Annotated in this window: 17 protein-coding genes; 16 read left to right on the top strand and 1 reads right to left on the bottom strand. The window is 37.2% G+C overall.

Annotated features, from left to right (window positions below; all coding sequences use genetic code 11):
• Nucleotides 1–601: 601 nt before the first annotated feature.
• The 12 genes from AC2VNP_RS22380 (at nucleotide 602) to AC2VNP_RS22325 (ending at nucleotide 9,786) form a co-directional block, all read left to right on the top strand.
• Complete coding sequence (locus AC2VNP_RS22380; RefSeq protein ID WP_486919633.1) at nucleotides 602–847, top strand: sulfurtransferase TusA family protein; 246 nt, start codon at nucleotides 602–604, stop codon at nucleotides 845–847.
• 14 nt (nucleotides 848–861) lie between these two features.
• Nucleotides 862–2,004 carry an NAD(P)/FAD-dependent oxidoreductase gene (locus tag AC2VNP_RS22375; RefSeq protein WP_486919631.1) on the top strand — a complete coding sequence of 381 codons (1,143 nt, stop codon included), beginning with the start codon at nucleotides 862–864 and terminating at the stop codon, nucleotides 2,002–2,004.
• 30 nt (nucleotides 2,005–2,034) lie between these two features.
• On the top strand, nucleotides 2,035–2,643 hold the full coding sequence (locus AC2VNP_RS22370; RefSeq protein ID WP_486919629.1) for a DUF1641 domain-containing protein: 609 nt from the start codon (nucleotides 2,035–2,037) through the stop codon (nucleotides 2,641–2,643).
• Nucleotides 2,644–2,817: 174 nt separating this feature from the next.
• Nucleotides 2,818–3,375 (top strand): rhodanese-like domain-containing protein, encoded by a 558-nt coding sequence (locus tag AC2VNP_RS22365; protein WP_486919627.1) that lies wholly within the window; start codon nucleotides 2,818–2,820, stop codon nucleotides 3,373–3,375.
• Between the two features lie 22 nt (nucleotides 3,376–3,397).
• The gene (locus AC2VNP_RS22360; protein ID WP_486919626.1) at nucleotides 3,398–5,074 is read left to right on the top strand and encodes a SulP family inorganic anion transporter; all 1,677 of its coding nucleotides are present in this window, start codon (nucleotides 3,398–3,400) and stop codon (nucleotides 5,072–5,074) included.
• Complete coding sequence (locus AC2VNP_RS22355; protein ID WP_486919625.1) at nucleotides 5,071–5,616, top strand: carbonic anhydrase; 546 nt, start codon at nucleotides 5,071–5,073, stop codon at nucleotides 5,614–5,616. Before AC2VNP_RS22360 ends, AC2VNP_RS22355 begins: the two co-directional genes overlap by 4 nt.
• A gap of 136 nt (nucleotides 5,617–5,752) precedes the next feature.
• Nucleotides 5,753–6,421 (top strand): peroxiredoxin, encoded by a 669-nt coding sequence (locus tag AC2VNP_RS22350; protein WP_275118031.1) that lies wholly within the window; start codon nucleotides 5,753–5,755, stop codon nucleotides 6,419–6,421.
• A 13-nt stretch (nucleotides 6,422–6,434) separates the two neighbouring features.
• On the top strand, nucleotides 6,435–6,665 hold the full coding sequence (locus AC2VNP_RS22345; protein WP_486919624.1) for a hypothetical protein: 231 nt from the start codon (nucleotides 6,435–6,437) through the stop codon (nucleotides 6,663–6,665).
• A gap of 206 nt (nucleotides 6,666–6,871) precedes the next feature.
• Entirely contained in the window at nucleotides 6,872–7,612 is a 741-nt protein-coding gene (locus AC2VNP_RS22340) for a MerR family transcriptional regulator (RefSeq protein WP_486919635.1), read from the top strand.
• Between the two features lie 262 nt (nucleotides 7,613–7,874).
• Complete coding sequence (locus AC2VNP_RS22335) at nucleotides 7,875–8,330, top strand: small multi-drug export protein (protein WP_486919623.1); 456 nt, start codon at nucleotides 7,875–7,877, stop codon at nucleotides 8,328–8,330.
• Between the two features lie 126 nt (nucleotides 8,331–8,456).
• Nucleotides 8,457–8,597, top strand: a complete 141-nt coding sequence (locus AC2VNP_RS22330) for a hypothetical protein (protein ID WP_486919621.1) — start codon at nucleotides 8,457–8,459, stop codon at nucleotides 8,595–8,597.
• Between the two features lie 442 nt (nucleotides 8,598–9,039).
• Nucleotides 9,040–9,786, top strand: a complete 747-nt coding sequence (locus AC2VNP_RS22325; protein ID WP_486919619.1) for a hypothetical protein — start codon at nucleotides 9,040–9,042, stop codon at nucleotides 9,784–9,786.
• Between the two features lie 71 nt (nucleotides 9,787–9,857).
• Here AC2VNP_RS22325 and AC2VNP_RS22320 read toward each other — a convergent pair whose 3' ends face one another.
• Nucleotides 9,858–10,121, bottom strand: coding sequence for a hypothetical protein (locus AC2VNP_RS22320; RefSeq protein ID WP_486919618.1), 264 nt, complete (start codon nucleotides 10,119–10,121; stop codon nucleotides 9,858–9,860).
• Nucleotides 10,122–10,404: 283 nt separating this feature from the next.
• Between AC2VNP_RS22320 and AC2VNP_RS22315 the strand changes: the two genes are divergently transcribed.
• The 4 genes from AC2VNP_RS22315 (at nucleotide 10,405) to AC2VNP_RS22300 (ending at nucleotide 15,449) form a co-directional block, all read left to right on the top strand.
• Complete coding sequence (locus AC2VNP_RS22315) at nucleotides 10,405–11,100, top strand: response regulator transcription factor (RefSeq protein WP_486919617.1); 696 nt, start codon at nucleotides 10,405–10,407, stop codon at nucleotides 11,098–11,100.
• On the top strand, nucleotides 11,093–12,493 hold the full coding sequence (locus tag AC2VNP_RS22310) for a sensor histidine kinase (RefSeq protein ID WP_486919616.1): 1,401 nt from the start codon (nucleotides 11,093–11,095) through the stop codon (nucleotides 12,491–12,493). Before AC2VNP_RS22315 ends, AC2VNP_RS22310 begins: the two co-directional genes overlap by 8 nt.
• A gap of 350 nt (nucleotides 12,494–12,843) precedes the next feature.
• Complete coding sequence (locus tag AC2VNP_RS22305; RefSeq protein WP_486919615.1) at nucleotides 12,844–15,036, top strand: MMPL family transporter; 2,193 nt, start codon at nucleotides 12,844–12,846, stop codon at nucleotides 15,034–15,036.
• An 11-nt stretch (nucleotides 15,037–15,047) separates the two neighbouring features.
• Nucleotides 15,048–15,449 carry a hypothetical protein gene (locus AC2VNP_RS22300; protein ID WP_486919614.1) on the top strand — a complete coding sequence of 134 codons (402 nt, stop codon included), beginning with the start codon at nucleotides 15,048–15,050 and terminating at the stop codon, nucleotides 15,447–15,449.
• Nucleotides 15,450–15,620 lie beyond the last annotated feature (171 nt).

Genomic DNA, 15,620 nt, shown 5'->3' with positions numbered 1-15,620 from the left:
TTAGTGAGCTCTCCTAATATTTTCCTCCAGCGCACACGAAAGCGGTCATTTCGTTAGTGAGCTCTCCTAATATTTTCCTCCAGCGCACACGAAAGCGTTCATTTTGTTAGTGGCATCTCCTAATATTTTCCTCAAGTGCACACGAAAACGATCTTTTCGTTAGTGATATCTCCTAATATTTTCCTCCTACGCACACGAAAACGATCTCTTAGTGAGTGTATTATCCTAATTTTCCCTCTAACGTGAACCAATTGTTATTATCGGATGAAACCTCGAGAGAAATATTCACTTGATTGACCCGTGAACTAAATGGCCGACATTTAGAGTAGGCCTTCAATACGACAGTAGCATTTCAAACAGAGGGTTACACGTCTTTGCAGCGGGCTTTTTTACGGCGCAAAAGCACCCGAGTAAGGGAGACCGCTTACTTTATAAGCATTTAATCCTCCGTATGATCTTGGTTTTTAAAATCGTTACAAAACTGTGTCTAAAATGTGAACGGCATCAATAAAAGATACGTGACTTACCTGATATAAATCGCTTACATTCTGATGTAATCTACTATTGTCACGTAGTTAATATAAAAAAAGATGAGGAGTGAATGATGATGTTAGTACAAGAAAACGTAACAATCATTAATGCAAAAGGAGCTTTCTGTCCAGGACCTTTAGTAGAACTAATGAAAAAAGCAAAAACAGCTAATGGCGGAGATGTTCTAGAATTATGGACGAATGAGGAAGGATCTCTTAAAGACGTACCAGAGTGGGCGAAAAAATTTAACCACGAATATATCGGACTAGCAGAGGAAGATGGGTATTACCGTATTCAAGTTCGTATTAACAAGTAGGAGGTGGGAGACACATGAAAAAAGTCGTAATTATCGGTGGTGGCACAGCTGGAACGATGATGGCTAACGCACTTGCAAAAGGAATGGGAGAGAAGCTGAAGAACGGTGAGGTAAGCGTAACTATGATTAGTGATAAAAAAGAACACCTTTACCAGCCCGGACTTTTATATATCCCATTCGGACTAAAAACAGAAGAAGAAATTATCCGACCCGTTCAAGAGGTTGTGTCGCCTTTAATAGATATTGTATTCGATGAAGCTACTCAATTTTCAACTGAGAAAAAACAAGTGAAGACAAAATCAGGTAAAACATTTTCATATGATTACTTGGTTATTGCAACCGGTTCAAGACCTGCTGTGGAAGAAGTACCAGGATTAGAAGAAGCAGGCCACATTTTCTACACGTTAGATGGAGCTAAGAAACTACAAAAAGCGATGGAAGAGTTTGAAGGTGGAAACGTTGTTATGGCAGTCGGTCTACCGCATAAATGTCCAGTTGCTCCACTAGAATTTACGATGATGTTTGATGATTGGGCTCGAGAAAAAGGAATCCGAGAAAAAACAAATATTACGTACTGCTATCCGCTTCAAAAACCGTATGGAACTGAATCTGTGGCAAAGCTTGCAATAAAAGAATATACAGAGCGAAACATCAACATTGAAACGTTCTTTATGATTGACCATGTTGATGCAGAAAAGAAAGAAGTAGTCGCTCTTGATGATACTCGAGTTCCTTTTGATTTACTCGTCATGATCCCTCCACATAAAGGAGCGGATGTAACGGTCAAATCTTCGTTAACGGACAATGATGAAGGTTGGCTGCCGACAGACCGTCAATATTTAAACCATGTAGATCACGACAATATTTTTGTTATCGGTGACGCTACAAATCTACCAATTAGTAAAGCAGGTTCGACCGCACATTTTGAGGTTGAGATTTTAGCAGAAAATTTAATCAGTATGATCGATGGTGGGCAAGCAAATAAACGCTACAACGGAAAAGTTTTCTGTTTTATTGAAACCGGGTTGCACAAAGCAACGTATATCGCTTTCAACTATGAACAACCACCAAAGCCTGTCACACCATCTAAAGCGGTACATTGGGCTAAGCTATCCTATAATAACGCCCACTGGATTAACTTAAAAGGAATTTTATAATAAATTCTTTAAGAGGAAGAGGGTGACGGTATGACAAAAGTGCTAGAGAAAGAACAAAGAGAAGTGCTGCAAAATCTTGACCCTGAAGTACTAAGTTCAATCATTTCAAAAGCAGAAGTGCTAGATGATGCGTTAACGATGGTCAAAATTGCATCAGATGCGTTAACGAGTGAAACGATTGAAAATATAACGAAGAAAATTGAGAAAGCTGCAGTGCTATTAGAACTTATCGAAAGACCTGAACTATTTAAGATGTTAGACGAGCTTATTACAGTGGGTGAGAAACTGCTGCCCATGTTAGATCGTTTGGGGGATTTAGCTGAAAACGGTACGCTAGAAAAGCTTCTTGACCTCGCTGAAGCTTCAGGCATACTGGTTGATGCGGTAACGGAAACGACAATTGATCACGCGACAAAGAAGCTCAACCAACTAACGGAACTAAGTGATCAACTACTCCATTCACCAATGATGAAAGCAATGCCTAAACTTTTGGAAGTATCCAATGAAGCTTATAACGAAGTTAGTTCAACCGAACAAAAGCCAGTTGGTATTTTTGGGCTCATGGGATTATTGAAAGAACCAGCAGTTCAACGCCTATTACAGACCAGTGCAGCAACGATAAAAAAGCTAGAGCAATAAAAACTATAGGTGATCGAGTAACTGCTGCTTATGAATAGGAGCAGTTACTTGTATTCAACAATCTATCAGAAACAATTGTATAGGTGGGTTTATTTAGTAGGTCTCATTTGATAAGCACTTATGCGTATTTTTTTATAGGGAGTAGAAATCGGAAAGAACGAAGGGGTGAAAAATATGGATGTAAAAGTGACGAAAACCATTGATATACAAGGAGAACAATCTCCTTTACCTGTAGTTCACGTGAAAAAAGCATTATCTGACATGAATGAAGGAGAAGTACTAGAAGTGGTCTCGACAGAAGTTGATTGTTTTATAGAGTTGAAGGAATGGGCGAGTTATACAGGCCATGAATACATGGACGGTTTAGCTAATGATAATGTGTTTGTTCACTATATTCGTAAAGGAAAAGATGCACAGAATGATAAGTACTTACATCCACGGATTATCTCTAACGATGAGTTAATAAAGAAAATTCAAGATCATCCGATAACGGTTCTTGATGTACGTGAAGATTTAGAATATGAATTTAAACATATTCCTGGATCAGTCTCTATTCCACTAGGTGAATTAAAGCTTCGTCTAGATGAATTAGTTAGAGAAGAAGATATTTATGTTATTTGCAGAACGGGAAATCGAAGTGATTTTGCTTGTCATTTATTAGAGAAGAATGGGTTTAAAAAAGTTTGGAATGTAATCCCTGGTATCTCTCATTGGAACGGGCCAATGGAATAAGGTGCCCAGAAAGGATTTCATCATGTTAAAAAAGTGGTTTCCTATTATTGATTGGATGTCAAATTATCAACGGGGCTTTCTCAAAGGGGATATTTCGGCAGGTGTGATTGTTGCTGTTATGTTAATCCCTCAAGGAATGGCCTATGCGATGCTAGCAGGGATCGATCCGGTTATCGGTTTATATGCAGTAACTGTGCCCCTGCTCATTTATGCTATTTTTGCGTCCTCAAGACAATTAGCCGTTGGGCCTGTGGCGATGGTATCTTTATTAGTTTTTACGGGGGTTTCCAACATTGTTGAACCTGGGACATCCGAGTTTTTAAGTTATGTTATTTTATTAGCTCTTATGGTTGGGGTCATTCAGCTCGTTTTAGGTTTAACGAAAGCTGGCTTTATCGTTAATTTTCTGTCACATGCTGTTATTAGCGGTTTTACGTCAGCGGCGGCAATAGTGATTGCTTTTAGTCAAATTAAGCATTTACTCGGGCTTAATTTACAAAGTCATAAATATACACACCAATTAATATTGGAAGTATTTCAACGTGTATTAGACATACACCTTTTAACATTTTTCTTTGGTATTACAAGTATACTCATTCTAGTTTTCATGAAGAAGTATGTTCCTGTTGTTCCCGGCCCCATTTTCGTCGTAGCGTTTTCTATTCTAGTAACCTATTTCTTTCGTTTAGATGAATTCGGCTTAAAAATTGTAGGGGATATTCCAAAGGGTTTACCTAGTTTTTCAATACCAGTAGCAAATATCGAAGCATTTCGAGTACTATTGCCTACAGCGCTGATGATTTCATTTATCGCTTTTATGGAATCGATAGCTGTAGCCAAAGCAATTGCTGTAAAAGAGAAATACAAAGTCGACCCAAACCAGGAGTTAAAAGGTTTAGGTTTAGCAAATATTTTTAGTAGTTTTATCGCCTCAATGCCAGTAACAGGCGGTTTTTCCCGGACAGCAGTTAACTATCAGTCTGGGGCTAAAACAGGACTAGCTTCTATTATATCGGCGGTTCTGATCATTATTACGTTATTATTTTTGACACCACTATTCTATTACCTGCCGAATGCGGTGTTAGCCGCCATTATCATCGTGGCGGTTTATAGTCTAATTGATATAAAAGAAGCAAAACACCTTTTTAAATTGAAAAAAATAGACGGCTGGGTACTCACGCTTACGTTTTTCCTCACTCTTTTTATTGGAATTGAGACTGGAATTTTAATTGGAGTCGTCGTTTCGCTCGTCGTTTTCATTTGGCGCAGTGCCTATCCTCATATAGCGGAAGTCGGGTATTTAAAAGAGCAAAATGTGTTTCGAAATGTAAAGCGCTTCCCTCAAGTAACGACCTATCAAGATGCTCTTATTTTACGTGTTGACCGCTCTCTTTACTTTGCTAATATGTCCTTTCTTGAAAGTAAAATCGAAGAATACCTGACAACTAGACCCGTTAAATGGCTCATTTTAGATATGTCGGCTGTAAATGATATGGATGCTGTAGCAATCGATCAATTAGAAGAAATAATAAACGTTTGTAAAGAAATGAATGTAACTTGCATTTTAACGGGAATGAAAGGTCCAGTTCGGGATTTAGTTGAAAAGGCGGGTTGGAATAGGAGGTACGAAAAACAAATAGATTACTATTCAGTAGACCATGCCATTAAGGAACTCAAACTGAAGGAGAATGTTGTATGAACGACATATTAAAGCAAAATCGCCGCTTTGTACAAGAGATGAAAGAAAGAAACAAGGATTACTTTTTAAACTTAAGTAAAGGGCAAAGTCCCGAAATCTTTCTAATTAGTTGTACGGATTCTCGAGTCAGTCCTTCTGTCATTTTGCAAATGCCGTTAGGAAAGTTATTTGTTCACCGAAACGTTGCGAATCAGGTGAATGAAAACGACGAAAGCTTTAATGCGAGTCTGTACTATGCTTTAAAACACCTCAAAGTAAAAAAGATCGTTATTTTAGGACATACAGGATGTGGAGGTATTCAAGCGGCTCAAAACTGTAATTCTACAGACTCATTCGAAGTAAATCCATTTGGAAACTGGATAACACATATTCAGCAGTCGATCAAAGGCCATAAAAACGACAGCAAGCTGCTTGAAAAGGAAAATGTCATTCAGCAAATGAAGAAATTAAAGGAACATTCGATTTATGAGGGATATGGCACTTCGGTAGAGATAGAAGGATATTTATTGCATTTAGAAACAGGAGAGTTAGAACTTTTATAGGTTAATTATGAACAAAAGATGAACTTAATTAGAATTATTATAAAAAATCACTATACCCCATTGAGTATATTTTATAAATGTATTAGAATGTAATTGTAATAAGATAATAATTATTATAAATAAGGAGTTGTTACAAATGATGAACGAAGAAATCAAAGTAGAAGAAGTAAAAGAAGGTTTACCACGAATTGGTTCTCCAGCACCACAGTTTGAAAGTGTGACAACACACGGAACAATACAATTAGCAGATTATAAAGGAAGTTGGGTCATTTTATTTTCACACCCTGCTGACTTCACACCAGTTTGTACGACTGAATTTATGGCATTCCAAGAAATTTATCCGCAATTACGCGAGTTAAACACAGAGTTACTAGGTTTAAGTATTGATAGTGTCCACTCTCACATTGCATGGGTAAGAAACGTTGAAGAGAAATTTGGTGTGAAAATTGAATTCCCAGTCATTGCCGATCTTAATAAGGACGTTGCCATGAAATACGGAATGATCATGCCAGGTGAAAGTGATACGTCGACATCTAGAGCAGTATTTGTCATTGATCCAAACCAAGTAGTACGAGCGATTATTTACTACCCATTATCAGCAGGACGTAATATGGACGAAATCCTACGTCTCATTGAATCATTACAAACTTCTGATGAGCACGGTGTAGCAACACCTGCTAACTGGAGAAAAGGTGAAAAAGTTATTGTTCCTCCTGCAGCAACACAAGAAATGGCAGAGGAGCGCATGAAAGAAGAAGGCATCGAATGTGTTGATTGGTACTTCTGCAAAAAAGAATTAAAATAAGGCGGTGAATACGATGGCTTGTGTTAATCCTGATGGAACATTAACCAGTTCAGCAAAAGCGTTGTTATCAGCAATCCAAGATCAGGCCTTAACTCCTGAAGACATTTCAAAGAAAATTGGACAACCATTGTTTAAAGTAAGAAGTTCACTTAGAGATATGAAATCAGGTGGATTTGTCGAAGCACAAGGAGATACATTTATCATTTCCGAAGGTGCTAAAAAGCTGCTAGCCAGATCGCAATAAGCAACGAAAAACTATCAGTGAATACCTCCCTCCCTCGATCTGATAGATAGATGATGATATTCTCAAAAAAAGTGACTCCTAGGTGCATTGCACTTGAGGGGTCATTTTTTTATAGTGAACTTTAAATAAAATAAATAAATTTCATATTGACTCTCTCGTTGCGTGATACTTTAAAGTAAGAATTGAAAGGAGGGGCAAGGCGGATGATGCGGGTAAAGGAAGTAGCTGATTTGGTTGGAATTAGTGTGAGAACACTGCATCATTATGATGCGATTGGATTATTATGTCCGGAAGACACGAGTGATACAGGGTATCGCTTGTATTCTCAACAAGACCTAGACATCCTCCAACAAATCTTATTTTTTAAAGAACTGGATTTTCCTTTAAAGAAAATTAAAGAAATGATTCACAGTCCAGCTTTTGATCAAAAGGAAGCATTAGAGTTACAAAAAAACATGCTATTAGAAAAGAAAAGGCGGCTCGACCGAATGATTGAAACGCTTGAACAAACGATTTCCTATACGAGAGGAGAAATTGAAATGTCCAATCAAGATAAATTTGCTGGATTTGACTTTACTGAAAACCGATATGAACAAGAAGCTCGCGGACGATGGGGAAATGAAAAAGTCGATGAAGTAAATGCAAAGGTAGAAAAACTGTCGAACGGTGAACAAAAAGAATTGACAGAACAATCGGCTGCGATTTATAAAAAGTTAGCTGACCTCAAAGATGGTTCACCGTCATCAGAAGAGGCGCAAATAGCGATAAAAGAATGGTTTGACTTCTTGAACGATAATTTTACATCGTATTCATTAGATACATTCAAAGGACTCGGTCAATTATATATACAGGATGAACGTTTCATTAATACAATTGACCAATACGGATCAGGTTTAGCGCAATTCATGTGTGATGCGATGGCAATTTATGCTGATAACAATAGATAATCATCTATGTAAAAAGAACTGACTCATGTATGGTAAAATACACTGTGTCAGTTTTTTCTATATAAAGGTTCCTTGTACAAAGGTTAAGGGAAACGTCATTTATGAACACAATATTATTTAAGATTCTTGAAAACTCAATGAAAAGAGACATTACAAATAGAAGAAATAATTACATTTTCATTAGAAAAACGGAGATGAATCATGATTTGTCATAAACGGAATAAACTTTAAGGTTTGAAAAGTACGGTAAGGAGGAATGTACATGAATGAGGTAATCGGTTATATGATAGCGTTTATATTAGCAGCAACACCTTTTTTTGAAATGGTAGCCGTTATCCCACTGGGTGTTATTAGTGGGCTGAATACAATTCCTGTAACTATTGTTGCTTTTTTAGGAAACTTAATAACGGTTATACTCGTCATACTAATGATGACTCAAATTAAAGCTTGGTTAAAAAGAAGACGCGAAGCGAAAGGAAAGGAAGGCTCAACGAAAAGGGAAAACCGGGCAAAACAAATTTGGCAACGGTACGGTTTGTTTGGGTTAGCACTAATTGGGCCAATACTAATTGGTAGTCATTTGGCGGTCATTATGGCAATGAGTTTTGGAGGAACGAAAAAGAAAATGACCGTTTACATGACTGGCAGCTTACTTCTATGGGCGATTGTAACAGCTGTCGGAACTCATCTAGGTGTAGAATTTTTTATGTTTAACTGAAATTTGTGGGGGTAAATAAATAAAAAGGTAGAAATAATTACGTAGGAAATAAATTCGTATATTCATATTCAGTTCATATTTGTATGCTATGGTTTAGTTAGCATAGGAAAAAGGTGAGGGTTTGAAATGGAAAAGAGTGAAACACCGATTATTCATTTAAAAGAAGATAAGAAAACTGTAAATCCTATCCAGCAAATTGTGAGCGATCTTATTAAAAAAGGGATCGATGCATCGATCGTTCAAAAACCCCCAAGATTACAAGTTTAGATATAAAGTCATACAATTAAGTATTTAAATTTAATAGAAATTTCTCTATAGAGTTGACTTAATAAGTGTCAAACCTGCAACTAACTACTACTAATATGATTTTCGTTTAGTAGAGTCTAAGTGTAGGAGGAAGGCATTTTAGTCAGCTTTTTTATTTGACCAAATCTCAATATGCCCATGCTTAAGTGTGCTAAAGGTGTGAAAATTTGTTAATTTTTTCAATATATTCTCTTCATTTCTTTCCTGTATGGATCTTTAGTATGTAATTCGTGAGTGATATTTTTATTAAATAATTATTGATGACTATAGGATTGGTTCGATTGGATTAATAGGCAATTTCATCAACAATTTTTAGTATTTTCTCATTATATTACAAGAATCGACATTCATGTATTATAGAATTGTGTTTAACTATGGTTTTTATTGGTAGCAGGGGGTTCTTATGAAAATTTTATTAATAAAGTTGGTTCCTATGATAGTGATGATTGTTTTGATCAGCGCCTGTGGTCTAAACGATACGGTTCAATCTAATGATGATATAGATATAAATGAAGTACAACGTTTGGAACCAGCTGTTTCCACTTTAAGTGCTAGTGAAAGAAATCACTACTTGGAATATGAAGAAAACTCAAACGAGGCGTTGGAAGGCTATCCTAATGGTAAGAGCTGGGACGAATTAGGAGTAGAAATTATATCTTCTCGTGAGAGTCTGTTAACCGAATTAGATCTATTTTATAGTGCACTTGAAAAGAAAGAACTTCCAGAATATACAATAGATTATACGTTTTATTTACACAATGTATTATTAGCCTACGAACAGGGCAATGAATTTTCAAAGCATTACAACTTATTTATGGACGTTGTTCCAAAACGTATTCATAACCTAAAAGAATTGCAGCTACATACGAATGAAGTCGATTTTGTTCGGGAGTATTACCTAGAGGCTATGAGCGTTCACCACGATGCGATACAATCGATTGGAGAGCATTCGATGGATATCAATAATGAGATTTTCGATCCGGAGATTAACTTAGCGTTGAACGACGCAGTAAGAGAAGGGTATCATTTATTAGCATTAGTCGGAATTCAATTAGTAAAGATTGGAGAAACAACCGATATTATCGAACTAGATGAAATGAAGGAACTTAAGAGATTTATTAATTATAGATTAATTGAAGAAAAACTATAACTAGAAAAGCTTCGAACAAAGAACCTCTTTTTGTTCGAAGCTTTTTGTATGTAAGTGACTGTGTAAGTAGCTTATGATTGGTTGTCCATGGAAAGAGGGGATCCAGTGGACGTGTGTTCAGTGACCCATTCTTGTGCAATTTTAGAGAGAGAGGACCAGTTTGGCAATTGCTCTTTATTTTGTTCTAGCCAATTCATACAAAACTGCGGATCGATACTTTGTCCATAACACTCAGCTAAAAACGATTGCACATTTGCTTCGTTACAGTTCTGCCAAGACTCACAAATAATCATAAAATTGTCTTCCACTCTTGCTTGAATACTTTCGTTCGCCATAATAAAACCTCCATTTCATTTCTTAGATATATGTTAAGTATGTCCAAAGAAAAGAGAATGATGAAAGTTGAATTAAAATGATAGTTTTTCTAAAATATCGTAAGTAGCTCCCATATGATGTATATTACGCCATTATTCAAAAGTAAGTCGTTTTCACTATCGACGCAATGGATATTAAGTTAGGTTCATTTTGTTCATACTGTGTTCATATATCCATGCTACGGTACAAGATAGAAGTACATAGTAAATTGAAAGTTTTAGGAGATTAGAGAAGGAGAACAGCATGAAAAAATGGAAGGTACTAATTATAGAAGATGATGAAAACATTTGCGAGCTTATTTCCCTATACATTGAGAAACAAGGACATATTGCCATTCTATCTACGGATGGTGAGGACGGTTTATCAAAGTTTTATGATGAACAACCAGACATTATTATCTTAGATATTATGCTTCCAAAGCTAGATGGATGGCAAGTTTGTAAAGATATCCGGCGAGACAATTCAACGATCCCAATTATTATGCTTACAGGAATGGGAGAGAGTTACGATAAAATTCGGGGACTTGACCTAGGTGCAGATGATTATATCGTTAAGCCTTTTGACCCAAATGAGCTTATCGCTCGAATGAAAGCAGTCATGAGGAGAGTTCATCCACTTTTTGATGAAAAAGAAGTGATTGAATGGCCTTCACTAGCGATTGATATGAAGCAATACCGGGTCTTAGTAAACGGTAAGGAAATGACGATGCCACCTAAAGAATTGGATTTACTTTATTTTTTTACTACACATCCAAATCAAGTTTTCTCCCGTTTACAGCTTTTAGATCAATTATGGGGATTTGACTTTGATGGTGATCCACGTACCATTGATGTTCATGTTAAACGTCTTCGCGAAAAATTAGGGCAACCGACTACGCAATGGGCATTAAAAACGATTCGAGGAGTGGGGTATAAGTTTGAGGTGACATCTGGTGATTAAGGGAAAAGGGGTTTTTTCGAAATTATTTTTAAGTTACTCGGTCATTGCCCTGTTAGCCTTTTTAATGTTTAGTTCGATCTTTATTTACTTGTTTCACGATTATTTATACAGCAATTATGAAGAAGTTTTTTATCACCAAAGAGATCAAATCGTTGATCATTTGCAATTGGCTCATGAAAAGGGGTGGGATCAAGAAGTTGTTAAGGCATCTCTTCAAATGAGTTTAAATCAACCATATACGATCGTAACGATTTATGACGATACCGGTCAGGTCCATTATCAATCCGATACCCCACACTCCCAATTAACGAGGGTTGACCCGGTGATTGTTGAAGCCTCATTAAGTGGAGAAGTGATAACTGAGCCGATGAGAATGAACGATTATCTCATCTACTTAATGGCAAGTCCAATCGAAATTGATCTTGAAAGTGAACATAATTATTCATTGGTCATGATTTTTCATGAATACAATCACGAATCTAGACAAATGATTTTCCTCATTGTTGTAACGATGCTTATCACGATCGCATTAACAGGGATAGCCATTTGGTTCATATCTAGAAAAATAACAGCACCTCTTCGTCATATGAATGATATCGCCATGCAATATGCGAAGGGAGATTTTTCTCGAAACGTTGAGGTGAAAACCAAAGATGAAGTCGGACAGTTAGGAGCCACTTTTAATTTTATGGCTAAAGAATTAGATCGATTAGAGCAGATGCGAAAGGATTTTGTAGCTAACGTATCGCATGATTTACGATCACCATTGACGTCGATTAAAGGTTTTTTAGTTGCATTAACCGATGGAACAATTCCAAAAGAACGAACCAACCACTATTATTCGATTATGAAAAATGAAACAGATCGTCTCATTAAGCTAGTTAACGACTTATTAAGTCTCACTCAGTTAGAGGCTGGACAAATTAGCCTTCATCCGACGACTTATAATTTATCCGAGCAAATTAGGCTTACGATTGCAAAGATGGAGCCCGAATTAATAAAAAAACAAATTGAAGTTGAGATCGTTGGGGAGGAAGACGATATAACCGTTTATGCGGATCGTGATCGAATTGAACAGGTTTTGGTCAACCTAATGCAGAATGCTATTTACTATTCTGCTCAGAAAAGTAAAATTCGAATAGCTTTAACTTCTCGTAATGACGAGTTAAGTATTTTGGTTGAGGATAAAGGGGAAGGAATTCCTGAAAATGAATTAGAGCATGTTTGGGACCGGTTTTACAAGACAGATAAAGCACGTTCAAAAAAAGTTGGAACCGGGATTGGTTTATCCATCGTGAAATCGATTATTGATCTGCATCAGTCGTCTATAACCGTCCAAAGTGAAGTAGGTAAAGGAACGAAATTTGAGTTTACCCTACCAACTCGGAAATAAGTAAAGTAAGGGAAGATAAGTGAATTAATGTGAAGTAACGAAGAGTAACGTAAAGTAATGTAAAGTAACGTAAAGTAGGTACCTGGCACCCGGTTTACAATTGGGTGCCAGGTATTTTTTGTTTTTTTGTTTGGCTGTTTTCCGGAGTGCAGTGTTGAGGAACATGAATGTATGGACATGTTTTTAGAGGATTTTGTCGAGTAATTGTTGTTTTGTTCATCTTGTGTTCATATAGCATAGGTATGATTTCGTTGCGAGGTAATTTTTTCGTCAAGGTTAGTCTGGAAGAGGAGGGTATATGGGAGGTCACTCGTTTATTTTTGAAAAATAGTATAGGAGATGAAGAGGAAATGAGTAAGTTAGCTAAATATACATCCGACCGTAAATGGGTTTGGGTGATTCTCATTGTATGGATTGCAATAGCAGGAGCTTTAAGTGTGGCACCTTCAGCTAATGATTATACAGTTAATACAGGAGAGGATGATTTACCGAAACAAGCACAATCTGTTATAGCCAATGAAAAAATAAAAACTTATTTTTCACAAGAAGGAATTCTCGCATTATTGGTTTTCCATGAAGAAGAGGGCTGGAACGAGACCAATATTTCACAAGTGGAGAACGTCAGTAAATGGTTAACGGATGAAACAGAACTTGTTACAATAGAGTCAATGGTTCCGTTTCACGACTTTCCAGAACATGCGAAGCAAATGTTTCAGTCAGACGATGGAACGACCCTTGTTCTACCTCTCACATTAATGGATCGTTTAGAGATGTCAGAAATCAATGACACGATAAGTGCTATTCAGACGTTTGGTGATGAGCAGTTAGAGTATGGATCTTTAATGATTACGGGTCCAGCAGGAATTGCTTCAGATACGATTGCAATCTTTTCTAATGCAGATCTTGTTTTGCTGTTTTCTACGATTGGTCTTGTATTAGTTTTATTGATTGTCATTTATCGTTCCCCATTATTAGCGATCATTCCATTAGTAGCTGTGGCGTTCGTTTATCAAGTCGTTGACCGTGTACTCGGCATTTTTGCTGCCAATGGTGTGTTTATGATTGAATCTCAATCTTTATCAATCGTTATGATTCTATTATTTGGGGCAACGACAGATTATAGTTTATTTGTTTTCTCACGTTATCGTGAAGAACTGCGAAAGTACGAGTGTAAGCACCAAGCGATGAAAGAAGCAGTGAAGGAAGTCGCCTCTCCAATCTTCTTTAGTGGTGGTACGGTATTTGCTGCGATGCTAGTCCTTTTTTTAGCAAATTACGGTCCTTACCAAAATTTTGCACCTGTGTTTGCGATTACGATTATCATTGTTTTATTAGCTGGGCTTACGTTAATACCGGCACTATTTACGATTGTAGGGCGCCGTTCATTCTGGCCAGCCATTCCACAAGTGGGTGAGGAAACGTTAGAGAAGAATCGCTTCTGGGGTAAAATCGGATCCGCTGTAACGAAAAAGCCGATAGTGGCTGGTGGGCTTGTTCTTCTTTTCTTGATTATTAACGGGCTTAATGTGATCAACATTCAATATTCGTTTAACTTAATCAAGTCGTTTCCAGAAGATATGACCTCTCGTGTTGGTTTTGAGCAGCTTGAAAGAAGTTTTCCGGCAGGAGATCTTGCACCAATAACCGTTCTTGTTGAGAAAGAAGAGGGCTTTACGTTTTCTGAAAATGAATGGATCTCCCTTGAAAAATTAAATCGTCAGTTATTAGCAGAAGAGGGAATACAGTCAACAACATTACCTGATAGAGAGCTGATTGTAGACGGCGAAGCGCATGGGGGGAATCGTTGGTTAGCTGAAACAGGACAGGCAGTAAAATTTGATATCATATTTGAGATGAACCCTTATGATCAGGAAGCGCTCGATCAACTAGATTCGTTGATTAGTAATAAAGAAAAATTGCTAGATGAAAGTGGTTTGGGGAGTCATCAGACGAACCTCTATTTTGCGGGGGAAACAGCGAAACAAGCTGATATTCGAGCGTTAAATGAACGCGATACTCGTACTGTTGTCATTGTCGTCACATTAGTAATCTTTTTCATGCTGATTTTCCATACTCGCTCTTTAGTAGCACCTGTTTATATGATGGCTACAATTCTTATTTCCTTTTTATCTGCACTAGGATTCAGTTGGTTTATCTTTGAAAATATGTTTGGTTATGAAGCAATGAGTTATCGTATTCCTCTCTATGCATTCGTGTTCCTAGTCGCTTTAGGAGTCGATTATAATATTATGTTAATTTCTAGAATACAAGAGGAAAATCGTCATTTTATGATCCGTGAGTCGGTCCAAAGAGGCGTTGCTTTAACAGGTGGTGTGATTTCTTCCGCAGGTCTCATTTTAGCAGCAACGTTTGGCGTTTTAATGACCCAACCGATTTTAGAATTGTTTATGTTTGGCTTTATTGTTTGTATAGGGATTTTAATGGACGCCTTTTTAGTCCGAGGCATGCTCGTTCCAGCAATCGTTACACTATTAGACCGATGGAACTGGTGGCCGTTTTCATCTAGAAAATCAAAGAGTTGAGGGTGGTTAAGTTGAATAGAACGAAATTTTTACTTCAAACGTCTGCTATATATGCTGTGATCGGTGTATTTATGGGAGGGCATATGGCTGGAGCAGGCTCTTATATGTTCCGTGCGATTCATGCTCACATATTAGTTGTCGGTTGGCTGTCTTTGTTTGCATTTGCTGTTTTCTATGCGCTATTTGCTATTCCGAAAAAATCAAAATTAGCAATGGTGCAAGTGTGGTCTGCTGTCTTTGGTAGTTTTGGATTAACAGCCGGAATGTGGATGTACTATTTTCAGCCAGAGTGGGCTCCAGGATTGTTTAACCTTATATTTTACATCGCTGGTGGCTCCGTTTTAATGATTAGTTTTTTCGCTTTCTTAATTTTGACGTTTGTTTACGGTAAGCAACTAACTGATAAGCAGTAACAGGCAAAAACAGGGTCCAACAGGGTCCTGTTTTTAAATTTTTCTGGAAGTGGCCAAAAAAAGGTTAAAAACAATACCGGGAAAATGATTAAAGCTAGGAAACGCTAATTTGTGCGCAGTTTTCTTAGCTTCTTTTATAGTTTATTGTCCAAGTCACCCAATATATTATCC

It is taken from the genome of Alkalihalobacterium sp. TH-98, assembly GCF_057473385.1.
Note: the sequence above shows the minus strand (reverse complement) of the source record. Positions and strands in the feature narration are given on the sequence as shown.